The organism is Lysinibacillus sp. NPDC093210, from assembly GCF_044753985.1.
GTDB lineage: Bacteria > Bacillota > Bacilli > Bacillales_A > Planococcaceae > Lysinibacillus.
The window spans coordinates 342,762-365,674 of record NZ_JBIVOE010000004.1; the positions used below are offsets into that span (position 1 = coordinate 342,762).

Here is a 22,913-nt window from a genome sequence, read left to right on the forward strand (position 1 = left end):
GTAGTTCTAACTAACATCAGCGAAATTCAAAAATAAGTCTTTACTACTTCCTACTAAAATTAATATAATCAATCTTAATCATTAGTTTAACGGGAAATCATTTCCTTTATTAGTGATTAATAACTATTTCAAAATAATAAATTTATAGGAGGTCTTTAGTGCAACATGATTGAGCAATTAAAGTTAATGGACTTGAAAAATAAAAATAAACTAATGCTTTTCACTTATTTAGCTTCCACAATTTTAGGTTTAGTAGGCTCAATATCTTTAAAACCTGATTTTTGGATTATCCTTTTTTATAGCGTGCAAATCATTTTTTACCCTTTGATATACATAGTTAGTAATCGTTATAAGAAAGAAATTGCTTTCCCATATTTAATAGTTATCATTATGAACATCTTTAACATATGTTTAGTAATGATTTATGGTGGGGACCTATCCACTGCTCTTTCTATATTTTTCTTTGCAGTATTTTCTGCTGTTCAATTTAATAACAAAATCTTTGGTATTGGGTATAGTTTAGGGTTAGTAACGCTTATTTTAGTTTATCTTTTCCCTTCTCCCTCCTTTGAGTATTATTCTGGAAATATAAGCTCATTTGTTATCATTTATCTCTTCACTGGTTTCCTGTTAACAATATTAATTCGAATGAATCAAAACCAGTTTAAAAAACTACAAGAGTACAGTGAAATTGCAGAAGCAGATGCTAAAACAAAAGAAGAGCATAAAATTCATTTGGAACGCGAAATTGGCGTCATTGCTGAAAGTATTAGTAAAATTAACGATAAAGTTCAGTTGAATTTAAGATCGCAAGAAGAAATTCAAATAGCTATGAATGAAGTTTCAACAGGTAGTATGATACAAAGTGAACAAATTTCTAAAATAGCGGACAGTGCACAAAATAACTTAACGGCAATCCATTCAATGAATGAAATAACAGCCCGTTTAATTGATGACTCTGTTCAATCTAGCAACCTAGCAGATGAAGGCCAAAATAAAATCAATCATCTTACAACTGAAATGAATAGTCTTCAAGATGTTATTTCAAACTTAAGTGATAACTTCAAAACTTTAACTGGGAAAATAGAAGAAACAAATCAGTTTGCCAACGATATTCAACAAATAACTGAACAAACAAATTTATTAGCCTTGAATGCTTCTATCGAGGCGGCTCGTGCTGGGGATGCTGGAAAAGGATTCTCTGTTGTAGCCCAAGAAATAAGAAATTTAGCAGATTTAACGAATAATATTACTGTCAAAATCACAGATAATTTAACTGATGTCAATACAACGAATAAATTAGCACAAATAAACATGAACAAAAGTAGTGAGACATTACATCAAAGTGTTGAGTCTACAAAGCTAGTAAACACAAACTTTATACAATTAAGTGAAATTTTACATTCATTAAAAACTAAATTTAATGAATTTGAGCATTTATCAAACGAGGTAGCTGTTAACAGCCAAAATGTTGATACGTCGACAAACGACTTTGCTGCAATTATCGAGGAAGCAACTGCAACATTACAACAAATGAATGCATCGATTGAAAACATCACAGCTGATAACCATAGCATCGCAAAATACATTAATGATACAGCTAAGAGCACCGAAAATATACAAAATACTTATTAAGGTGTTTTTAAAAAATAGAGAGTACGAGAACGTAAAACCGTTCCCGTACTCTCTTTTCTTTCCTAGCTGTTAACTTCAAGTCCAAGGACGCTTTATAAGGCGATAATGACACTTCTATCGAGGCGTATAGGGAGAATGCCGCAGAAACGTACCTAGCGCCCTACAAGTGCCAGTCACTCACACAATTTTATACATTTCCAAGCAAAAATCCTCAGAGACTCCTGCGGGAAAGCACGCAATGTAAGACACAACAGGCGACGCAAAAGCGACAGTTGCAACTTACAACGTGCCCGCGGAATGCGCAGTGGATTTTTACGCTTTAGAAAGCCACAAATATACTTAGAAGGTTCACATTATAGAAATTGCTTAAGCCCCTCCCTACTTTCCTTGCAATTCAATTCTACGAAAAAAAGTATGCTAAGAATCAACTTAGCATACTTTTCCCACTTATAAAAAACTATAAATCAGCAACTTGTGCACTAACTGCTTTATTATTATACACTTCTGTATCTAATTCTTTCGTTACTCGCGCAGTAGTGACACCTGCCGTCATTGAACCACTTACATTTAGTGCAGTACGACCCATATCGATTAATGGCTCAACTGAAATTAAAATACCTGCAAGTGCAACCGGTAAGTGAAGCGCTGATAGCACAAGGATCGCTGCAAATGTCGCACCACCACCAACACCTGCTACACCGAATGAGCTAATCGCTACTACCGCAATAACAGTAATGATGAAAACAGGATCTAGTGGATTAATACCAACAGTTGGTGCAATCATAATAGCTAACATTGCTGGATAAACACCCGCACAGCCATTTTGACCAATCGATAAACCGAATGAGCCTGCGAAGTTCGCTATACCTTCTGGCACACCAAGTCTACCTGTTTGCGTTTTAATATTCATCGGTAAAGTTCCCGCACTCGAACGTGAAGTGAAGGCAAATAATAATGTTTCAAGCGATTTTTTCAAGTACGTAAATGGATTTAAACCACTTAATGGAAGAATTAGTAAATGAACAAGGAACATAATAATTAATGCAACATAAGAAGCAATAACAAATTTACCTAAGTTGTAAATTGCCCCAAAATCCGATGTTGCTACTGTACGTGCCATAATTGCTAAAATACCATAAGGTGTTAAACGTAAAACAATTGTAACAACACCCATTATTAACGCGTGTATAGCATCTATACCTTTTTTAATGGTAGCTGCCATCTCTCCATCTTTGCGTGCAACACGTAGATAGGCGAAACCTAAAAATGCTGCGAATATTACAACTGCAATTGTAGATGTAGAACGAGCACCTGTTAAATCAAGGAATGGATTCGCTGGGAATAATTCGATAATTTGTGTTGGTAAATCTGGTGCAGCCATTCCTGTTGTTTTTTCTTCTAGATATGCTCCACGCTCTGTTTCAGCATCACCTTGCATAATTTGAGTAGCATCTAAATCAAATATTGTTGCCGAAAGAATCCCTACTGCTGCAGATACAGCTGTAGTACCAATTAAAATTGCTAAAATTAATGCAGCCATTTTCCCAAAATTTTTGCCGATTGTCATTTTCGTAAAGGCAATCAAAATAGAAATAAACACTAATGGCATTGCCACCATTTGTAGCAGTTTTACATAACCAGTACCGATGATGTTGTACCATGGCGTTGTTTCGGCTAAAACTTCCGAATCAATACCATAAAATAATTGAAGTCCTAGACCTAGTGCAATACCTAAACCTAGACCAGCAAAAACACGATTTGAAAATTTCACGTGTTTTTTGTTCATAATAACTAAAATCCCAACGCACACAAGTAACAGCGCTACGTTAAGAATAACTTGTAAAGTTGACAATAGAAGGCCTCCTAAGATGTTTTATAATAATGTAAACCGAATTATATACCTATAATCCCTATTATTCAAGTATGTTTTATTAAGATTAATAATTTTATAAATGTAAGCGGTTTATTTATTTTGATTAAACGGCTGAAAAGGAATACAATCAAATTAGTTTAACAGTAAACTGATTTCAGGGAGGATAATGTTCATGGGAAAATTACAAGATAAAGTGGCGATTATTACAGGTAGTGGAGCAGGAATCGGTAAAGAAATAGCACGTAAATATGCACAAGAAGGTGCAAAAGTTGTCATTGCTGACTTCAATGAGGACGCATTAACTGCAACCGTTACTGAATTTAATCATGCTGGTTTTGAGGCATTTGGTGTCAAAGTAAATGTCGCTATAGAAGAGGATATCCAAAAAATGATTGCTAATACCGTAGCTCATTTTGGTCGTATAGATATTTTAGTCAATAACGCTGGAGTTGGTGACAATATGCAGGCAGCAGCAAATGTTGAAGATGCTGTATGGCAACGTGTCATGGACATTAATGTAAGCGGTGTAATGCGTGCAATTCGACAAGTATTACCAATCTTTATTGAAAATGGCGGAGGAACGATTGTTAATATGGCTTCTATCGCTGGATTAACGGGCGGTCGCGGTGGACTAGCATATACAACTGCTAAACATGCAGTTGTTGGTATGACAAAAAATATTGCATCTCACTACGGACCTCAAAACGTCCGTTGCAACGCGATTGCACCAGCACATGTAGAAACAGGTTTTGCAGCAGCGATGACTAATGTTGACCCATTTGGTATGCAACAATCTGTGCGTGGCGTTCAACTTATGCCAAAAGCAGGTCAGGTTTCAGATATTGCAAATATTGCTCTATTTTTAGCTTCTGAAGATTCTGCTCTTATTAATGGTGTAGCTTTAGCTGCTGATGCTGGTTGGAGCGCTTATTAAGATTTCTATTAAAATAGTACTCCATAATAAAAACCTACTTCGTTTAGTGAACGAGGTAGGTTTTTTTGTCATTAACTAAATAACAGCTTCCATATATTTTTTTGCATTCTTTTTTTAAACGTGTTACTGCATCGGACAATTGATCAACTGAAGTAAATTGCTGATACTCATTTGTAATAACAGCAATGGACAACGAAGTACATGTAAAATGCTCTAATTTCCCAACTCTGTTTGGGACTTGTAATTGCAACAAATCTTCAAGCTCATAAAAATCAATTATTTGGGCATCAAACTCTTCAATAATCGTTTGGCAAATGCTTGCTACTTCATAATGCGGAAGAATAGCAACAAAATCATCGCCACCTATATGTCCTAAAAAATCTTCTATTCCTGTAATGTTTCTATTAAGGATATCTGTTAAATAGAGCAAAATCTTATCTCCTCTATTAAAACCATACGTGTCATTATAGGTTTTAAAATGATCTAAATCAAAATAAATTAGGCTATATTTTTCAAGCTGTAGTGCCTTTTCTAGTTTTTCTTCAATTAATTTATTGCCAGGTAAGCTTGTAAGAGGATTTAAAAAGCTTGCAATAGCTACTTGTGTCTCTACCAGCTTTAACAGCAGTTCTCTAATACTAACAACACCCAAATATAGACCTTTTTTAATGACAATGACATCATCATATAGTTCCTCTGCTCGTCGGTCCATCGCTTCCGTACTCACTTCAATAATAGGTGTACTACAATCTACAATTAAAGGATTTTCTTTCATAATAAGTTGATTTTGTCGACCCATAAATAAATTATAACCATAACGTGTACCAATTTTTTGATAGAAATGTGTGCGTGTAATATGTCCAATTGGTTTGCCATCTCTTACAACAACAACACTGCGCAATGATGGATTGCTCGTAAAAAGTAAATCTACTTCTTTGTTTTTTACAAATTCATCAATACTAAGAACGTTTTCTATGACTTCCCCTATCTGCATAGTCATCCACCCTTATTTCCCCAAAATGTATGTCTTTTGATGGCTTCCCTATTGCATATCCCTGTGCATAATGGATGCCAATGTCTTGTAAATAATCGAGCTCCTCTTGCCGTTCAATGCCTTCTGCAATAATTTTCGTTTGTGCTTGCTCAGCGTACGTCATAAGTAAGGTAACAAGCTGCTGCTGCTCACTGTTTTTATCAATAAATTGAATTAATGAGCGATCCAACTTAATAAATTCGGGCTTTAAATAAATAAGTGTTTTAAAGCTATTGTAGCCAGATCCCATATCATCCACCGCAATACGATAGCCCTGTGAACGATAATGTGATAATACTCGTTCAAACTCCACAAAATCTAACACAGCACTGCGCTCTGTTAACTCAAACACTACTTGCTGCGGCTTAATGCCTAGCTCTTTTAACAATTGTAACGTCTCACCACTATTATATTTCTTATCTAGTAATACGTTCGGATGGATATTGAGAAATAGCATAAAATCTTTATTCAGCATTTCTCCATGAAGACGCTCTTTGAAACGTTGCAATGAAAGGTTACGACAAAAGCATTCAAATAAAAACACGCAATCTGTTTGTCCTACAAATTCATAAAATTGGTCGACACTACTAAATAAGTCGGAAGGCGTCGGGCGATTCAGCGCCTCAAATCCCATTGTTTCTCTCGTTTGTAAGTTCAGAATTGGTTGAAAAAAAGTATGTAAATCTTTAGTCTCTATAATTTTTTTCAATGTCTTTAAACGTTTTATATATAAAGTATTATTTTGATGCTGTTCATATAAATGATTTAAATATAAAAAGAAACTGTTTGTTTTTACGTTTTGTCTCACAGCAGACTCCATTTCACACCTCTTAAATTGGTTATTAGTTCTATTGTAAGCTTTCTTTGTAAATGTGCTGTGAAGTTGTTGTAAAAAGAACAAAGTTGATTTTCAGACATCGAAAAATCCGCGGGCAAATTGTTTGAGTGACTGGCACTTTCGTACTGTCAAAATTCAGAATTGTTTGAGTGACTGGCACCTTGACAAATGTTTTTGTTAACTTATGATTAAAGTAGCGCCATTTTTCTTTCTTTTCTGAAAATTATAGTTTGCTAGTAGATTTTTTTCTTAGGTCTTTATAGGACAACCTATTGAGATAAATTATTTTTCAAGGGAGGATCATGTTAATGAGCTTGTCTATTCAACAACTATTGGAGAACAAAGGAATTACAGCAAAATCTGAACACCTTGAACTACTAAAAACACGGTGGGAAAGTATGCAATCACTTCGCAGCAATTTAGAAGGCATTGCAATTGATGATGCGGATATTGCTATTCGCAATATACCTGGAGGTGACCACATTGAAAACTGATTTACATTTAAAATCTGTAGAAGAACTGGCGCCATTAATCGAAAACAAAACACTTTCTCCTGTCGAATTGACGAAAGAAATTTTAAACTTTGCTGAAGAAAGCCAGCCAAAAATTAATTCTTACATGGCCTTTTACCACGAAGAGGCTATAGAGAATGCCAAATTAGCAGAGCAAGAAATTTTAAATGGAAATTACCGAGGAATGTACCATGGAATTCCGATGGCACTAAAAGATAATTTATACTTTAAAGATAAAATAACGACGATGTCTTCAAAAATCCATAAAGATTTCGTCTCAAATTATGATGCGACCGTTGTTGAAAAGCTTCGGGATGCAGGTGTTATTTTCACAGGGAAATTAAGTATGCATGAATACGCATGGGGCATTACAAATAATAATCCTCATTATGGAGCTGTACGTAACCCATGGGATCTTGATAAAATTCCTGGCGGCTCAAGTGGTGGTTCAGGAGCAGCAGTAGCGGCAGGTGCAAGTGTAGCTTCATTAGGAACAGATACAGCAGGTTCTATCCGCATCCCTTCTTCAGCGTGTGGTATTGTTGGCTTAAAACCTACTCATGGTCGTGTAAGTAAATTTGGTTGTTACCCGCTTGCTTGGAGTTTAGATCATATTGGACCTATGACAAAAACGGTAAAAGACGCCGCAGCTATGCTCGAGATTATTTCAGGTTTCGACCATCGAGACCCTACATGTGTAGATGTACCAGTAGATAATTATTTAAATCAGCTTTCTGGCAATGTGAAAGATTTAGTCATTGGTGTTAATGAGGATTATTTCTTTAACCGCGTCGACTCAGACGTTGAACGTGCGGTTCGCGCAAGTATTCAAAATCTAGTAGACCAAGGAGCAAAGGTAGAAGTTGTTAAAATACCATCCTTGCAATATGCAGAATGGGCAGAGCTCGTTACTTCCCTATCAGAGGCGTCTGCTATCCATCACTCAGATTTACAAAAGAGACCACAAGATTTCGGAGATGATATTCGTCTGTTATTTGAGCTTGGTGAATTACCGTCAGCTGTTGATTATTTACAAGCTCAACAAGTACGTAGACAAATTAAACAAGAGTTTACGCAAATATTCAATCAAGTTGATGTCTTAATATCACCGACGTTACCGATTGTTGCGAATACAATTGGTGATAACTTTGCAGAGCTAAACGGCGAAAAGGTCGACTTAATCGACAATATTATTCGTTTCACTGGGCCAAGTAACTTAACTGGATTACCAGCACTTTCTGTTCCATGTGGATTTAAAGGGAATTTGCCAATCGGCTTACAAATTATTGGACCAGCATTTAACGAAGGTCGTATCTTAAACGTAGGCTATGCGATTGAACAAACAAATCCATTAAAAAATCGAAAGCCTAATCTTTTTGCTAACATTTAAATAGTATGTAGCCGTCCATTCGTGGGCGGTTATTTTTATTCAGTGCAAATAAAAACCAACAACTATATTCATTTATCCTAAAATGATGGTACGATACTTAATAATAAATTACTGGAAAGGTTGCTAGATTCCCTAATGAACGTAAAAAACTTTTTGCAATTGCCTATTACAAAGGATTTTACAGTAGTTGCAGGTAGCAACGGTTTACATAAACCTGTCCAAAATGTTGAAATTCTAGATTTTGAATTTTCACCTGATATTGAAACTGTTAGAGAAACGATATTTACACCAAATAGTGTAATACTCAGCAGTTTATTATTTGCAAAACAACAACCCGATTATTTATTAAATGCTGTGAAAAGCCTTATTCAGTTAGAAGCTAGTGCCTTAGCTTATAAACCCGTTATTTATAATGATTTACCCGAGGAGGTGCTCGCTTTAGCGAATGCACATCATTTCCCTATATTAAGATTTGGTGGAGATGAATTTTTCGAAAAAATCATTTTAGAAACAATGGCATATGCAAAAACACAAGACTATGCATTCTTTTTAGAAACAATTATGAAACGCCTTATTAATGAAGAAGTTTCTGTTGAACAAATTACATCTTTTTTACAACAATTGAACAAGCCGTTTGAAAAATATACTTTCGTAGCGAATCTTCAGATGAAGTCATTAACAAATGACGAATGGATGCAGCCATTTTTACAATTAGAACTACTATTAAAATCAGGTGTAATTTGTAAATATAAAAATAGCATTTTCATTTTGGTGACAAATCCATCACAGCATTTTCAATTTGAAAAATTACTTAATGAATGGCTCACAATGTATGATATATCAACAGACGAGCTGATTGTTGGTTATAGTCAAGTACATGTCACACAAACTGAGCTTCACCTTGCTGTGCGAGAAGCTTTCTTCGCCCGTATAATGGCTGAAATGGAAATGACCCCCACTTGTCACTACAATCATCTTGGATCAGATATTCTACTTATAGAATTACATCGGAAAGACCCACATTTCGTTATGAACTATGTAAATGACTATCTAGGACCATTACTTGATGAAAAAACAGATGCAGATTTAATCAACACTGCAATCACTTATATCTTGAAAAAGGGTAATATTAAAGAAGTAGCGGTAGCACACTTTTGCCACCCAAATACTATACGATATCGCATGACAAAAATACGCCAATTAGTAGCACCGTTAGAAAATGATTATGTATTTTATGAACGCTTATCTGCAGCCGTTAAATTGTACTTATTACATAGCAAAATAGCAGATTAAATAGAGCTTTGGAATAAGTACAAAAAAACGCCTGAAATTTTAGAATCAATGTCAAATTATTTTCTTCCTTCTCATGCTATTCTTATTGAAGTAAGGAGGAAGAAAGATGAAACAATACATAGCTGATGGCATGCTTCTGACAACCGCTATCGTGTGGGGCAGTGGATTTGTTATAACGGCCATTGCACTAGAATATTTAACTGCTTATCAAGTAATGGCAGGAAGGTTTTTATTAGCTTCGATTATACTAACTGTAATATTTGGATACAAATTAAAAAAAGCAACAAAATCAGTTGTTTGGAAAGGTGTTTTACTAGGAACGATATTGTATATTGCCTTCGCACTCCAAACGGTTGGTTTACAATATACAACTCCTTCTAAAAATGCATTTTTAACCGCTGTCAATGTGATTGTCGTTCCGCTCATTGCCTATGCTGTTTATAAACGTCGTATCGATGGTTACGAAATCATCGGCTCCATCATAGCCATTGTCGGAATCGGCTGTTTATCATTACAAGGTTCCTTAACGATGAATATAGGCGATGCACTTTCACTAGCTTGTGCTGTTGCCTTTGCTTTTGATATCTTTTGTACAAACCTTTTTGTTCAAAAAGAAGATGCAATAGCTCTTACAATTATTCAATTTATTACGGCCTCCGTTATAGGTATTTTAGTCATTGTCAGTCAAGGTGAAATTCCCGCTTCTCTTGAAAAAGAAGCTATCTATTCACTCATTTATTTAGGTATTTTTTCAACTACTATTGCTTACCTTTTTCAAAACGTGGCAAACCAATATACGTCTGCTACAAAAGCAGCCATCATCCTGTCGACAGAATCCTTTTTCGGAATGGTATTATCAGTAATATTTTTACATGAAGTACTAACAAGCCGAATGGTTATAGGAGCAGTATTAATTTTACTAGCTATTTTAATTGCTGAAGTGAAGCCCGCCTATCCAAAAAAACGGATAATGAATAACTGACAATAATGCTCCCCTACAAATAGTTTCAGTTTATGCTGAAACTATTTTTTATTTTGCGTGACTGGTTATCATACTTGTAGTAATACCGACTACTAATACGGTAATGATCGAAAGGATTAATGTATTCGAAGACAAAAGAAGCCCTCCTAAAACGATAACGATTGAATCAATAAAAAAAATAAGAACCCCTACATTTATGCCTGTTTTATCACATAAAAACTGTGCAACAAGATCTGTCCCACCAGTGCTTGTCTGAAATCGAAGCATTAAACCAATGCCAAAACCAACTAAAATCCCTCCTAATATCGCGCTATAAATGGCATCGATTTGAACCAAATTTCTTAAAGGCTTCAAAAGGTCAATGATAAAAGACGAGCCAATTAACCCATGCACACTATTGTAAAAATAGGATCTGTATTTAAACCAAGCAATGATGAATATCGGAATGCTTAAAATAATAATCATTAGCCCGATTTTCAGTTTATACAAATAGTACAAAATGAGCGCTACCCCTACAACGCCACCATCTAGTATTTGATAGGGTGTTAAGAATAGATTAATGCCTAAAGAAATACAGATACTACCTATTATGATGACCAAGCCCTTCTTTAAAAAAAACATACAACCCCCCTCCGAAACTAAGCATGTACTTATAGTATGAAAAAATTGAAATGAACATGTTTTGGACTTTACTATATGTGAAAATAAAAGTATTTTCACAAAACACCCTGCTTAAATTTCTTTGACCAAAACATCTTATTTAAAATAAATGAAGTGTCTACATATTTAAATGCTCATTCGTTGTTAAAGTGGAGGCAGGAAAAAAATAAAAAAGAAAATGTATTATCTACCTATATTATCAATTTAGAAGAGGAAGTGTTTCAGGGCAATGGTTAGCGGGCAAATGCAAATTTTAAAGCGTTAGCACAGCAAGGTATTATTCGCGGAGCCTCCGTCGGTGCCACAGCACAAATCATCCCTTATATTAAACTTGAAAAATAATATAAATAAAAAGAGACTGTATCCAACATAAAAAGATACCGTCTCTTTCTTGTCATTGTTTAATTGGCGCATTTTTTCCTACTAAAACAGCAATAACAACGATAACTGCTATCATAAGAGTGAACCAAGTGATGGCTTCATCTAGAAATACAGTGGCAAATAAAATCATTAAAAATGGCTGTAAATATTGGATTTGACTTACCCTTGCTATTCCGCCAATTGCCATTCCGCTATACCAAGCTACATATGCAAGAAACTGACTAACTACCGCGAGATACATAAAGCTAATCCAAGCATGTATCGGTGCATGAAGCATTTCAGTTTTTAGATGTAGCGCAACTGGTATAACGAAAAATGGCGCCCCTATCATAATTGCCCATGCAATTACCTGCCAGCTACCTAATTCTTTTGCCAATAAACCTCCTTCTGCGTAACTAAGGCCGAGTATAATTACTGCTGCTAGTAAAGCTAAATCAGCAAATTGTAATTGACCGAGTCCGAGATGAATGGCGTATACAAAAACAGCTAATGAGCCAATTAAACTCGACATCCAAAATTTTAAAGATGGCTTTTCACCTGCTCTAAACATTGCGAATCCAGCTGTTGCTAATGGTAATAACGCTAATTCCACAGCCCCATGAGATACCGGCAAAGATTCCATTGCCCAAGATGTGAGCAGCGGAAAAGCGAAAACGACACCTACAGCAACAATTAGTAGACTTTTAAATTGGCGAAGTGTAGGAAGCTGTTGTTTTTTAATCATAAAAACAATAGCTACTAAAATAGCCGCAACAACAGTTCTTCCTAGCCCTACGACAGTCGTTCCAAAATAGGCAACAGCTATACTTGTAGAAGGAAGCGTTAAGCTAAAGCAAATTACACCTACTAACCCTAAGAGCAAACCGGCCTTCCCTCTATTCTCAACTTGCATGCAGCCACTTCCCTTCCTTAATCTGTACCAGCTCTTAAGCTTTGAAAGGCTGTTCTGGTATAATCAAATATTAATAGGTACACATATAAGAAATAAATAGCTTTTTTATCCACCTGTCATGGTACAGATAAAGGAGGATTAAACGATGAATTCAAAATACATGCAAATCATAGAGGAAGTGAAAGAGCAATTAGCAACAGGGAAACTCTATGCAGGCTGTAAGCTTCCTTCTGTTAGACAATTATCTGAGCAATTTTCTTGTAGTAAAAATACGGTTATTAGGGCCTATGCAGAATTAGAGCAAGAACATGTTATTTATGCAATTCCTAAAAGTGGTTACTATGTAGTCAATGAATTTCAGTCCAACGAGCATGAGCAAGAAATTATTGATTTCTATTCTGCTGGTCCAGATATAAATGCACTGCCCTACGTAGACTTTCAACATTGCTTGAATCAAGCTATCGAGCAATATAAAGAAGAGCTGTTTACCTACTCAGATCAGCAAGGTCTGTATTCATTACGCGTACAGCTCGCGACATATTTGCAAAGTTTACAAGTGTTCACTCAACCAGAAAGATTAGTCGTCGTTTCAGGCTCACAGCAAGCATTAAATTTATTTGTTGCTATGCCCTTTCCAAATGGCAGAAGCAACATTCTAATCGAACAACCTAGCTATTTTGGAATAATTGAATCCATTGATTTACATCAAGTTACTACTTTCGGTATTGACTTAACGATGGATGGCATCGACCTTGATCGATTGGAATATATGTTTCGCAATCATGACATAAAGTTTTTTTATGTTATACCAAGATTTCATAATCCGCTTGGTCATAGCTATACGAATAACGAGAAGAAAAAAATTGTGGAATTAGCAGAAAAATACGATGTCTATATCGTGGAGGATGATTTTTTAGGCGACCTTGATCCAAATACGAAGGCTGATCCCATGTTTTCGTTTGCCCCTTCAGGAAGGGTAATTTATATAAAAAGCTTTTCAAAGATTTTCCTTCCTGGGTTAAGAATTGCAACAGTCGTGCTGCCTGAACGAATGGTTTCCAGCTTTTTACGCTATAAATTTAGTTCAGATTTTAATAGTTCTACCTTATCTCAAGGCGCATTAGAAATCTACTTAAAAAATGGCATGTTTCATAGTCATCTTAAAAAAATTAAAGAACTCTACCGTAGGAAAATGCACATGCTGCAAGAAGCATGTGAATTATTACTACCTGCTAATACTTATTTTTCTAAGCCGACTTCAGGCTTTTATCTATCCATCTTTTTACCGGAAAATGTGACTGCCAAGCAAATCGTTCATCTGTTAAACGAGCAACAAATCTATGTGGATGATGCATCTCGAATGTTTTTGCCAGAATATAAAAAGGAAAATATTCTGCGATTATGTATTTCTCAAGTGAATGAAAGCCAAATAAGACTCGGTATTGAACGATTGGCTCACTGTATTACTTTAATTAACAGTAGAAGGCATCACCAAGCACCAAAAACCTTTTTACATCAAAATGTATAATATCCAAAAAACTAACCTCCCTTTTAAAAAAATACAGGGAGGTTAGAATTTTAACCTTAATTTGAACACGCTCTTACCAACAAAATAATAACTATTATAATGACAATCGAACCAATATTGATTAAACAACCGCTGCTAGGTGTACCTGTATGAGCTTGAGCCGTAGCACTGTTCAACGCACCACCAGGATTTTTTCGCTGTTCTTTTGCTTTTAAATTTTCTCGTTCTTTTTCTGACATGGAAGCCCCCCATTTTCCGAATTAGAACCACTTCTTACTTCTTCATACTATCACTTCAAACAACCCATCGCAGTATTAAATCAACGTATTCATTCAACTATTATGCAAACCAATTATGTTTCCAAAGCAATAGCACGAAAAAAATCTATTACAAACAAGCACGAGATAAATGCTTAGTATTCGCAATTTTTAATATAAAAAATAAACTATTGAAATATACAGGTAATGATTATATACTACTATCGATAGTGATAATCATTATCAATTATTTTTTTTAATAGGAGTGTAATTCTAACATGAATTCAAAGCGTTTTTATTCATTATTTGCAATGTTATTAATAGCTGTTTTTGCTTTTGCTTTAGCGGGATGCGCTGATAAAGAATCTGGCACTGCGTCTACAGATTCAAAAGATTCAACGGAAAAGTCGAATTCAGAGGCTACTGACACACAGTATCCAATCGTAATTAAGCATGCATTTGGGGAAACTGTGATTGAAAAGAAACCAGAGCGTGTTGCAACTATCGCATGGGCAAACCATGATGTTGCATTAGCGCTTGATGTTGTTCCAGTAGGCTTCTCAGCCGCAAACTATGGAGTACAAGATGATAGCGGTATGCTACCATGGACAGCTGAAAAGTTAAAAGATTTAGGAGAAACAAATCCAAATATATACCAAGATACTGATGGTTTAGATTTTGAGGCAATTTCTGACTCAAATCCAGATGTAATCTTAGCTGCTTATTCAGGAATTACGCAAGAGGACTACGATACATTAAGTCAAATTGCGCCAGTTGTGGCATATCCAGAAATCCCATGGGTAATTTCATGGCGTGACCAAATCCTATACAATTCAAAAGGTATGGGTATGGAAAAAGAGGGTAAGCAATTAATTGCTGATACTGAAAAGTTAATTGCCACAAAAGCAAGTGAAAAACCAGAATTAAAAGGTAAAAAAGCTGCTTTTGCTATGTTTAATGCAACAGATTTATCTAAGTTTTATATTTACACGCCTGAAGATCCTCGAGGGGAGTTTTTAGAGGAATTGGGTATGGAGTATCCACAAAGCATTAAAGATCAAATTACAGATAAATCTAGCTTCTATATCGAATTAAGTGCTGAAAATGCGGATGCTTTAAAGGATGCTGAAATTTTTATCACTTATGGTGACGATAAAACATTAGCTGCATTACAAGCTGATCCAATTTTAGGAAAAGTGCCAGCAATCCAAAATGGTTCAGTAGTAGTGATAACTGATAATACGCCATTAGCTGCAGCAGGTAACCCAAACCCTCTATCAATTCAATATACAATTGACGAGTACTTATCATTAATCTCTGATGTTGCGAAAAAGCTGAAATAATATGATGAATACATCCGTTTCAGAAAATAAGCATGTATTAATGCCACGTAACTTTGGCAAGCTTATGATTTTGCTTGCAATATTACTTTGCCTTAGTATAATCGCATCGCTTGTATTTGGTTCTCGGATGATTACTTGGACTCAACTTCTGGATGGTTTATTCCATTCAGAAGTTGCTTCTCATGAGGCAAATGTTGTTCGACAAAGAATTGTTCGAACGATTTTTTGTTTTATGTGTGGTGCTGCTTTAGGTGTTTCAGGTGCCTTAATGCAGTCTGTAACACGTAATCCTATTGCAGATCCAAGTATATTAGGCGTGAATACAGGGGCATCTTTATTTGTTGTTTGTGGGATTGCCTTTTTTAATATTAGTTCTGCAAATCAATATATTTGGCTGGCAATAGTTGGTGCAATGATTACTGCTATTTTTGTATTTACCGTTGGTTCAATTGGTAGTGGCGGAGCAACACCGATAAAGCTCGTTTTAGCAGGAGCTGCTACGAGTGCAATATTATCATCACTAGTAGTGGCCGTTATGATTCCACGTACAAATGTTATGGATCAATTTAGATTTTGGCAAGTTGGCAGTGTAGGTTCAGGTAGCTGGGATAATATCACACTGTTTATTCCATTTTTAATAATTGGTCTTTGTATAGCTATCTTCTCTGCACCTGCATTAAATGCTCTAGCACTAGGAGATGAAGTGGCGACAGGCTTAGGTGTAAAAACTGGGACAATCCGACTTCTCGCTTCATTTGGTGGCGTTTTATTATGCGGTGTGGCAACGGCATTAGCTGGGCCAATCGGGTTTATCGGATTGTTGGCGACTCATTTAATTCGATTAATTATCGGTCCAGATGTGCGTTATGTTATTCCGCTTTCTGCATTAGCTGGAGCTATTATTTTAACAATTGCTGATGTGTGCGGAAGATTATTAGGGAGTCCGAGTGAGCTTGAAGTAGGTATTGTTACGGCCTTCATTGGAGCTCCTCTATTAATTTTTATTACAATGAAAGCGAAAATGCGTGCATTATGATGAATGATACAGTAATTTCCATTTATAACTCTAGAATGAAACGTAAACGTCGTTTCCTACTGATGACGTGTCTGTTAACAGTTATCTCACTTATACTTATGGGTTTGATGCTTATGCTTGGCAATACAATTTATCCAGTAAAGGATGTTGTAGCCGTTCTATTAGGTGAGGATGTCAAAGGTGCGTCCTTTGCTGTAGGAACAATTAGATTACCACGAATGATCGTCGGACTATTTGCAGGCTTTGCATTTGGTGCTGGCGGATACGTTTTCCAAACGATGTTACGAAATCCTTTGGCTAATCCTAACGTCATTGGGATTACTGCAGGATCTAGCGCTGCTGCTGTCTTTTGTATTATTGTCCTGCATGCAAGTAATGCATTCGTATCCATTGCATCTGTCATTGGCGGACTTTTAACAGCTATCATTATTTTTCTATTGTCGAAAAGTAGCTCGTTCTCAATCGGTCGATTAATTTTAATCGGTATCGGTATTCAAGCGATGTTAAATGCTTTTATTTCCTACTTAATGGTCATTGGTAATACGCATGACCTCCCTTCAGCTATGCGTTGGTTAAGTGGCAGTTTGAATGGTGCAAAAATGGAGAACCTTTATCCATTAATCATGACAGTTTGTATTTGTACACCAATTGTTATTTATTTTGCTAGTAGATTAGAAATACTAGAGCTCGGTGAGCAAGCAGCTACATCACTTGGGGTTGATACGAACAAAACGAGATTGGTGCTCTTGCTTAGCTCGGTTTTAATGATTGCGTTGGCTACAGCAGCTGCTGGTCCGATTGCATTTGTTGCATTTCTAGCAGGTCCAATTGCCAAAAAAATTGTCGGCGTAGGCTTTTCAAATATTGTTCCTGCTGGCTTGGTTGGGGTTATTTTAGTATTAGCTGCAGATTTAATAGGTCAGTTCGCATTTGAAACTAGATATCCTGTTGGCGTCATTACAGGGATTATTGGTGCACCGTATTTAATTTATTTATTAATTCGTATCAATCGAAAAGGAGATTTATAATATGAAGCCAACACATACATTTCGAGCGGAACAAATTACTGCTGGTTACGAAAATAAAACGATTTTACAAGATGTGAGTGTAACAATTCCTAGCAATAAAATTAGTATTATTATTGGTGCGAACGGCTGTGGGAAATCTACGCTTTTGAAAACGATGGCGCGATTAATTAAGCCGACTTCCGGACAAGTGACGTTAGATGGGCAACCAATTCAAAAAATGCCCCCGAAGCAACTTGCTAAAGTACTAGGTTTATTACCACAATCACCTATCGTTCCAGAGGGAATTACGGTTGCGGATTTAGTTGGTAGAGGGAGATTTCCTCATCATAGCTTTTTAAAAGGTTGGTCAAAAAAGGATTATGAGGCTGTAGCAGAAGCGATGGAAATGATGAACATTACGGAATTTGCTGATCGCCATATTGATGAATTATCAGGTGGTCAAAGACAGCGTGTATGGATTGCGATGGCATTAGCGCAACAGACCGACATTTTATTTTTGGATGAGCCTACAACGTATTTAGACATTACGTACCAAGTGGAAATTTTAGATTTACTGACAGATTTAAATCGTAAGTATGGCACGACAATTGTCATGGTATTACATGATATTAACTTATCAGCACGTTATGCAGATTATATTTTCGCCCTACATGAAGGGAAGCTAGTAGCAGAAGGTACACCATCTGACATTATTACAAATGGTTTAATTAAAGATATATTCGCACTCGACTGTATGGTTATCGAAGACCCAGTTTCAAATTCTCCATCAGTTGTGCCAATTGGACGACACCACAACCAGGTTGATAAAATAACTCTGAAAACAATGTCAAGCTGACTGGACAGCAATTATAATAATCTGAATGAGTGATTCGAGTGACTGTGAACGCCATCATTTCTTCAAGACAAGGGAAATTAAACGAGAGTTAGACTCTTGTTCAATTTCCCTTGTCTTGTCTCTAAAGACGTGCGTATAACATCCGCTCCCCCTCATAAAAAAATGCCACCTCCTCAATCTAAGTTAATAGATAAGGAAGGTGACAACGCTTTGTCCATCGAATTTCCATGAACGTTTATTTAATTTTTACCCATGCATCGGGTCATTTTTATGCTTTGGCCCAATCATGTTAAATAAGATATTTAAGATAATCGCTGTTACCGAACCACAGACGATACCGTTAGATGTTAAGATTGCTACACCTGGAGGTAATGATGCGAAAATATCTGGAACAACTGATACACCGACACCAAGACCGACAGCAATCGCTGCAATCATCGCGTTTTCTGCTGATTCATTCATAACAGGTACTAGCATACCCATACCTTGCGTTATGACCATACCGAACATTGCTAACATTGCCGCACCAAGTACTGGTGTTGGGATAATCGTTGTTAATGCTGCGATTTTTGGTAAGAAGCCAAGTGCTACAAGGAAGGCACCTGTTAGGTAAATGACTTTGCGATCTTTTACGCCAGACATACGCGTAAGTCCCACGTTTTGAGAGAAGGTTGTGTACGGGAAGGCATTGAAAATACCGCCGATAACAGAAGCAAGCCCTTCTGAACGATAACCACGTGCTAAATCTTTTGAATCTAGTTTTTTATTGCAAATATCGCTAAGTGCAAAATAAACACCTGAAGATTCTACTAAAGAAACCATTGCTACAAGCGTCATTGTAAGAATTGCAGTCGCATCAAATGTTGGCATTCCAAAATAGAATGGCTGCACCATGTGGAATACACCAGCATCTGAAACGGGTGTGAAATCTACTTTGCCCATAAATGCGCCTAACACCGTCCCTGCAACTAATCCAATTAAAATTGAAATTGCACGAGCAAAGCCTGTTGTAAAGCGATAAACGACTAGAATAATAACTAAAGTAATAAATGCTAGCGCAACATTAGAACCTGATGCGAAATCTGCTGCACCTTGTCCCCCCGCCATATTGTTTAATGCAACAGGTAATAAGGAAATACCGATAATTGATACGACGGAACCTGTTACAACTGGAGGGAAAAATTTCACAAGCTTACCGAAAAAGCCTGCGATTACCATTACAATTAAACCTGATGCAATGATAGAACCATAGATGTCTGTAATGCCTTGTTCAGGGTTTGTCCCAATTGCAATAATTGGACTAACCGCTGTAAAAGTACAACCTAGAACTACTGGTAAACCAATACCGATAAATTTGCCTGAATACACTTGAAGTAATGTTGCGATACCACACATCATTATGTCAATTGCTACTAAATAAGTCATTTGCTTTGAATCAAAACCTAAAGCCCCACCGATAATAAGCGGTACTAAAATAGCACCTGCATACATCGCAAGTAAATGTTGAATAGCTAGCGTTGTTGACTTAAAGGCATTCATTATGCACGATCCTCCGTGGCAAACGTTACATTACCATCTTCTAAAGAATCCACAATTGCTAATGATTCTACACGAACACCTTGCTCACGTAATAATTTACCGCCGTCCTGGAAGCCTTTTTCAATGACAATGCCGACACCAACGACAGTTGCCCCTGCTTGAGCTGCAATATCAAGTAAGCCTTTTACCGCTTCACCATTTGCTAAGAAATCGTCGACAATTAAAATATTGTCATCTTTATTTAAGAAATTACAAGATACTGAAATTTCATTTGTTTCGTTTTTTGTGAAAGAATGTACTTTTGAAGAATAAAGATTGTCTGATAATGTTAAAGATTTACGTTTACGTGCAAATACTACTGGTGCACCGATTTCAAGTCCTAGCATTACAGAAGGTGCAATACCTGAAGACTCGATTGTTAATACTTTTGTAATAATGTCATCAGAGAAGCGATTTGCAAATTCATGCCCAATCTCTTTCATAAGTAGTGGATCAATTTGGTGGTTTAAAAAAGAGTCAACTTTTAATACAGACGAAGATAAAACTTTACCTTCCTGCTTAATTTTGTCGTGTAATAACTTCATTGCTGTTTTCCTTCTTTCTTATAGTAATAAAAAAAGCGCTAAATACATTGATTCCATTCATCTACGAGTGGAGCAAGGCATTCAGCGCATAAACGTCGAAATAAATAGAAAACATCATCTCTAGTATGAATTTTCTAAAACAATGCTACCCATAGTCGATTCATTTACGGTAAATCGGTAGAAACTTACGAGCCATATTCTCGCTATTATATGAGTGAAATAGTATTAAGCTGTATGAACTTCCTTATTATAAATATCCATTTTTATAATTTCAATATGAATATGCATAATAAGCTGTTACTTTACTTCATTCGGCAGAGGCTTATATCTACCACCGAGCAAAGTTTAAATTTTCGGAATTTAATGGTATTTACGCATTTTTTTGGCGTAAACGTTCGTGTTTTCAATCAATGTTCTGATTATATCAGACTATTTTCGACCTTGCTAGTCATTATTTCGATAAATGGAAAGGTACAGTCATAATGACGACATTTTTGTGAAATAACAGCGATGTTCGAATTAATAGACTAGATTGATTGTGTAGCATATGCTGCCAACCTTTCTTCGGTAAAAACTGCGGAATAACGACTGTTACTTGGTAGTCCGTTTTCGCATATTGGTGTTCCACTTTATCGATAAACTTTTTCAAAGGCTGTGTAATGCTACGATATGGCGAATAGTAAGTGACAAGTCGCACATCTGGTTGCCACGCCTTCCATTTTTCTTCAAAGGCTTTTGCATCCGCTTGATCGAATGCTACATAAAAGGCTATTATTTTATCAACATTCAAAGATTGCGCATAATGCAGTGAATTTTCCACCACTTTCGTAATACCCGCTACCGGCACGACAAAGACATTTCCCTCTATTTTCGGTAAAGCTTCTCCATTAAGTCGTAGTTGTTCCCCGACTGCATTGTAATGATGCTTAATGCGATGAAACATCCAAATAATAAGCGGTAAAAAGATAAATACCGGCCATACTTGAGGTAGTTTTGTGACAAAAAACATCATTGCCACTACAAAAGAAATGATTGCCCCTATTGTATTGATAACAAATTTCATAACCCAGCCATTAGGCTTTTCACGCCACCATTTACGCATCATCCCAGACTGCGCTAATGTAAATGGAATAAATACACCTACCGCATAGAGTGGAATTAAATGCTCAGTTGTGCCATCAAACAAAATAATAAGCACTATAGCTGCTAGCCCAAGCATCATTATCCCATTTGAATAGCCAAGTCGATCACCACGGATTTGAAATATTCTTGGAATAAAACCATCTTTCGATAAATTGACTGCTAATAAAGGAAAGGCTGAATAGCCTGTATTCGCAGCAAGCACTAAAATCATTGCTGTTGTTCCTTGCACAATATAATAAAATACATTGCGTCCCACACTCGCTTCGGCAATTTGCGAAACAACCGTTGCTTGTGCATTTGGAGCGACTCCGTAAAAATAAGCTAGGCTCACAATACCAATAAACAGTACTGCTAAAATACTCCCCATCGCTAATAGCGTTTTTGCCGCGTTAACCGGTGCAGGGCTTTTGAAATTTGGAATTGCATTAGAAATTGCCTCTACACCAGTTAATGCCGAGCTTCCTGAGGCAAATGCCTTTAATAATAAAAACAAACTAATGCCCGCAACTGGCGTTCCAATTTTGGGATGTAAATCAGCCGGCACTTGCCCTGTTGCTACGTTATAGATTCCCATGCCAATGAGCATTAACATCACAACGACGAATAAATAAACAGGGTACGCTAAAATAGACGCTGATTCAGTAACCCCACGTAAATTTAATATCGTTAAACAAATAACAAAAAACACAGCAATCGGAACGTTATAAGCATGCAAACTTGGGAATGCTGAAGTAATAGCATCTGTCCCTGCTGATACACTTACTGCGACAGTTAAAATATAATCAACGAGTAATGACCCACCCGCTACAAGACCTGCATTCACACCTAAATTTTCGCGGGACACTACATATGCCCCACCACCATGTGGATATGCGAATATAACTTGTCGATACGATAAAGTTAGTGCCACAAGGAGCACCACTACCCCTGCTGCAATCGGTAACGAATACCAAAAGGCAACCGTACTGACAGTCATGAGCACAATTAAAATTTGCTCTGGACCGTATGCAACTGATGACAATGCGTCAGAAGATAATATGGCCAGTGCCTTTGTTTTACTAAGCTTTTGTTCCCCTAATGCATCGGATTTCAATGGTTTACCGATAACATAACGTTTGAATGAGGATTTCATCCTTAACACCTTCTAGATTCATAGAGTGTGTTTCGCATTTCTAAATCGATTACACCTTTCGCATA

At 36.4% G+C, this 22,913-nt stretch carries 20 protein-coding genes and 1 riboswitch; of the genes, 11 read left to right on the forward strand and 9 right to left on the reverse strand.

Going from position 1 to position 22,913, the window contains the following annotated elements:
- Positions 1–165: 165 nt before the first annotated feature.
- On the forward strand, positions 166–1,635 hold the full coding sequence (locus tag ACIP9C_RS13015; RefSeq protein ID WP_401011194.1) for a methyl-accepting chemotaxis protein: 1,470 nt from the start codon (positions 166–168) through the stop codon (positions 1,633–1,635).
- 457 nt (positions 1,636–2,092) lie between these two features.
- Here the strand turns inward: ACIP9C_RS13015 and ACIP9C_RS13020 are convergent, their stop codons facing one another.
- Positions 2,093–3,487 (reverse strand): L-cystine transporter, encoded by a 1,395-nt coding sequence (locus tag ACIP9C_RS13020; RefSeq protein ID WP_401011196.1) that lies wholly within the window; start codon positions 3,485–3,487, stop codon positions 2,093–2,095.
- A 193-nt stretch (positions 3,488–3,680) separates the two neighbouring features.
- On the opposite strand from ACIP9C_RS13020, the gene ACIP9C_RS13025 reads away from it, so the two are divergent.
- Positions 3,681–4,442, forward strand: a complete 762-nt coding sequence (locus ACIP9C_RS13025; RefSeq protein WP_401011198.1) for a glucose 1-dehydrogenase — start codon at positions 3,681–3,683, stop codon at positions 4,440–4,442.
- A 43-nt stretch (positions 4,443–4,485) separates the two neighbouring features.
- Here ACIP9C_RS13025 and ACIP9C_RS13030 read toward each other — a convergent pair whose 3' ends face one another.
- A complete protein-coding gene (locus ACIP9C_RS13030) occupies positions 4,486–5,436 on the reverse strand; it encodes a GGDEF domain-containing protein (RefSeq protein WP_401011200.1) in 951 nt (316 codons plus the stop codon).
- The gene (locus ACIP9C_RS13035; RefSeq protein ID WP_401011202.1) at positions 5,402–6,295 is read right to left on the reverse strand and encodes an EAL domain-containing protein; all 894 of its coding nucleotides are present in this window, start codon (positions 6,293–6,295) and stop codon (positions 5,402–5,404) included. The genes ACIP9C_RS13030 and ACIP9C_RS13035 overlap by 35 nt, the downstream gene beginning before the upstream one ends.
- A gap of 326 nt (positions 6,296–6,621) precedes the next feature.
- On the opposite strand from ACIP9C_RS13035, the gene ACIP9C_RS13040 reads away from it, so the two are divergent.
- The 4 genes from ACIP9C_RS13040 to ACIP9C_RS13055 all read left to right on the forward strand — a co-directional run bounded on the left by ACIP9C_RS13040 (position 6,622) and on the right by ACIP9C_RS13055 (position 10,490).
- Complete coding sequence (locus tag ACIP9C_RS13040; RefSeq protein WP_139860532.1) at positions 6,622–6,807, forward strand: hypothetical protein; 186 nt, start codon at positions 6,622–6,624, stop codon at positions 6,805–6,807.
- A complete protein-coding gene (locus ACIP9C_RS13045; RefSeq protein ID WP_401011204.1) occupies positions 6,797–8,215 on the forward strand; it encodes an amidase in 1,419 nt (472 codons plus the stop codon). The genes ACIP9C_RS13040 and ACIP9C_RS13045 overlap by 11 nt, the downstream gene beginning before the upstream one ends.
- Before the next feature lie 135 nt (positions 8,216–8,350).
- Entirely contained in the window at positions 8,351–9,508 is a 1,158-nt protein-coding gene (locus ACIP9C_RS13050; RefSeq protein ID WP_401011206.1) for a PucR family transcriptional regulator, read from the forward strand.
- Positions 9,509–9,614: 106 nt separating this feature from the next.
- The gene (locus ACIP9C_RS13055) at positions 9,615–10,490 is read left to right on the forward strand and encodes a DMT family transporter (RefSeq protein WP_401011208.1); all 876 of its coding nucleotides are present in this window, start codon (positions 9,615–9,617) and stop codon (positions 10,488–10,490) included.
- A 48-nt stretch (positions 10,491–10,538) separates the two neighbouring features.
- Here ACIP9C_RS13055 and ACIP9C_RS13060 read toward each other — a convergent pair whose 3' ends face one another.
- Together ACIP9C_RS13060 and ACIP9C_RS13065 are read right to left on the reverse strand one after the other, a co-directional pair.
- Complete coding sequence (locus ACIP9C_RS13060; protein ID WP_401011210.1) at positions 10,539–11,111, reverse strand: YitT family protein; 573 nt, start codon at positions 11,109–11,111, stop codon at positions 10,539–10,541.
- Between the two features lie 433 nt (positions 11,112–11,544).
- Positions 11,545–12,423, reverse strand: coding sequence for a DMT family transporter (locus ACIP9C_RS13065; protein WP_401011212.1), 879 nt, complete (start codon positions 12,421–12,423; stop codon positions 11,545–11,547).
- A gap of 145 nt (positions 12,424–12,568) precedes the next feature.
- On the opposite strand from ACIP9C_RS13065, the gene ACIP9C_RS13070 reads away from it, so the two are divergent.
- Positions 12,569–13,951: an aminotransferase-like domain-containing protein gene (locus ACIP9C_RS13070; RefSeq protein ID WP_401011214.1), complete on the forward strand. Its 1,383-nt coding sequence runs from the start codon at positions 12,569–12,571 to the stop codon at positions 13,949–13,951.
- A 56-nt stretch (positions 13,952–14,007) separates the two neighbouring features.
- Here the strand turns inward: ACIP9C_RS13070 and ACIP9C_RS13075 are convergent, their stop codons facing one another.
- Positions 14,008–14,190 carry a DUF6366 family protein gene (locus ACIP9C_RS13075; protein WP_401011216.1) on the reverse strand — a complete coding sequence of 61 codons (183 nt, stop codon included), beginning with the start codon at positions 14,188–14,190 and terminating at the stop codon, positions 14,008–14,010.
- A gap of 296 nt (positions 14,191–14,486) precedes the next feature.
- Here ACIP9C_RS13075 and ACIP9C_RS13080 point away from each other — a divergent pair, with 296 nt between their 5' ends.
- From ACIP9C_RS13080 to ACIP9C_RS13095, 4 genes are read left to right on the forward strand one after another with little or no spacing between them, the layout of a single operon-like run.
- A complete protein-coding gene (locus tag ACIP9C_RS13080; RefSeq protein ID WP_401011218.1) occupies positions 14,487–15,551 on the forward strand; it encodes an iron-siderophore ABC transporter substrate-binding protein in 1,065 nt (354 codons plus the stop codon).
- A 1-nt stretch (position 15,552) separates the two neighbouring features.
- Positions 15,553–16,587 (forward strand): FecCD family ABC transporter permease, encoded by a 1,035-nt coding sequence (locus ACIP9C_RS13085; RefSeq protein ID WP_401011220.1) that lies wholly within the window; start codon positions 15,553–15,555, stop codon positions 16,585–16,587.
- A complete protein-coding gene (locus ACIP9C_RS13090) occupies positions 16,584–17,615 on the forward strand; it encodes a FecCD family ABC transporter permease (RefSeq protein WP_401011222.1) in 1,032 nt (343 codons plus the stop codon). The genes ACIP9C_RS13085 and ACIP9C_RS13090 overlap by 4 nt, the downstream gene beginning before the upstream one ends.
- Before the next feature lies 1 nt (position 17,616).
- The gene (locus ACIP9C_RS13095; RefSeq protein ID WP_401011224.1) at positions 17,617–18,450 is read left to right on the forward strand and encodes an ABC transporter ATP-binding protein; all 834 of its coding nucleotides are present in this window, start codon (positions 17,617–17,619) and stop codon (positions 18,448–18,450) included.
- A gap of 246 nt (positions 18,451–18,696) precedes the next feature.
- Here the strand turns inward: ACIP9C_RS13095 and ACIP9C_RS13100 are convergent, their stop codons facing one another.
- The 3 genes from ACIP9C_RS13100 to ACIP9C_RS13110 all read right to left on the reverse strand — a co-directional run bounded on the left by ACIP9C_RS13100 (position 18,697) and on the right by ACIP9C_RS13110 (position 22,848).
- Positions 18,697–19,989 (reverse strand): nucleobase:cation symporter-2 family protein, encoded by a 1,293-nt coding sequence (locus tag ACIP9C_RS13100; RefSeq protein ID WP_401011226.1) that lies wholly within the window; start codon positions 19,987–19,989, stop codon positions 18,697–18,699.
- Positions 19,989–20,573 (reverse strand): xanthine phosphoribosyltransferase, encoded by a 585-nt coding sequence (locus ACIP9C_RS13105; RefSeq protein ID WP_401011228.1) that lies wholly within the window; start codon positions 20,571–20,573, stop codon positions 19,989–19,991. Before ACIP9C_RS13105 ends, ACIP9C_RS13100 begins: the two co-directional genes overlap by 1 nt.
- 132 nt (positions 20,574–20,705) lie before the next feature.
- Positions 20,706–20,807: riboswitch (purine riboswitch) on the reverse strand.
- Between the two features lie 217 nt (positions 20,808–21,024).
- Positions 21,025–22,848 (reverse strand): APC family permease, encoded by a 1,824-nt coding sequence (locus ACIP9C_RS13110; protein ID WP_401011230.1) that lies wholly within the window; start codon positions 22,846–22,848, stop codon positions 21,025–21,027.
- Positions 22,849–22,913: the final 65 nt, after the last annotated feature.

Bases quoted from the DNA above. Each gene is read 5' to 3' on its own strand.
- ACIP9C_RS13090 (WP_401011222.1), top strand. From the start codon at position 16,584: ATGATGAATGATACAGTAATTTCCATTTATAACTCTAGAATGAAACGT.
- ACIP9C_RS13015 (WP_401011194.1), top strand. From the start codon at position 166: ATGATTGAGCAATTAAAGTTAATGGACTTGAAAAATAAAAATAAACTA.
- ACIP9C_RS13050 (WP_401011206.1), top strand. From the start codon at position 8,351: ATGAACGTAAAAAACTTTTTGCAATTGCCTATTACAAAGGATTTTACA.
- ACIP9C_RS13035 (WP_401011202.1), bottom strand. From the start codon at position 6,295: ATGGAGTCTGCTGTGAGACAAAACGTAAAAACAAACAGTTTCTTTTTA.
- ACIP9C_RS13105 (WP_401011228.1), bottom strand. From the start codon at position 20,573: ATGAAGTTATTACACGACAAAATTAAGCAGGAAGGTAAAGTTTTATCT.
- ACIP9C_RS13075 (WP_401011216.1), bottom strand. From the start codon at position 14,190: ATGTCAGAAAAAGAACGAGAAAATTTAAAAGCAAAAGAACAGCGAAAA.
- ACIP9C_RS13110 (WP_401011230.1), bottom strand. From the start codon at position 22,848: ATGAAATCCTCATTCAAACGTTATGTTATCGGTAAACCATTGAAATCC.
- ACIP9C_RS13060 (WP_401011210.1), bottom strand. From the start codon at position 11,111: ATGTTTTTTTTAAAGAAGGGCTTGGTCATCATAATAGGTAGTATCTGT.
- ACIP9C_RS13070 (WP_401011214.1), top strand. From the start codon at position 12,569: ATGAATTCAAAATACATGCAAATCATAGAGGAAGTGAAAGAGCAATTA.
- ACIP9C_RS13085 (WP_401011220.1), top strand. From the start codon at position 15,553: ATGATGAATACATCCGTTTCAGAAAATAAGCATGTATTAATGCCACGT.
- ACIP9C_RS13040 (WP_139860532.1), top strand. From the start codon at position 6,622: ATGAGCTTGTCTATTCAACAACTATTGGAGAACAAAGGAATTACAGCA.
- ACIP9C_RS13100 (WP_401011226.1), bottom strand. From the start codon at position 19,989: ATGAATGCCTTTAAGTCAACAACGCTAGCTATTCAACATTTACTTGCG.
- ACIP9C_RS13065 (WP_401011212.1), bottom strand. From the start codon at position 12,423: ATGCAAGTTGAGAATAGAGGGAAGGCCGGTTTGCTCTTAGGGTTAGTA.
- ACIP9C_RS13080 (WP_401011218.1), top strand. From the start codon at position 14,487: ATGAATTCAAAGCGTTTTTATTCATTATTTGCAATGTTATTAATAGCT.
- ACIP9C_RS13030 (WP_401011200.1), bottom strand. From the start codon at position 5,436: ATGCAGATAGGGGAAGTCATAGAAAACGTTCTTAGTATTGATGAATTT.
- ACIP9C_RS13055 (WP_401011208.1), top strand. From the start codon at position 9,615: ATGAAACAATACATAGCTGATGGCATGCTTCTGACAACCGCTATCGTG.
- ACIP9C_RS13095 (WP_401011224.1), top strand. From the start codon at position 17,617: ATGAAGCCAACACATACATTTCGAGCGGAACAAATTACTGCTGGTTAC.
- ACIP9C_RS13025 (WP_401011198.1), top strand. From the start codon at position 3,681: ATGGGAAAATTACAAGATAAAGTGGCGATTATTACAGGTAGTGGAGCA.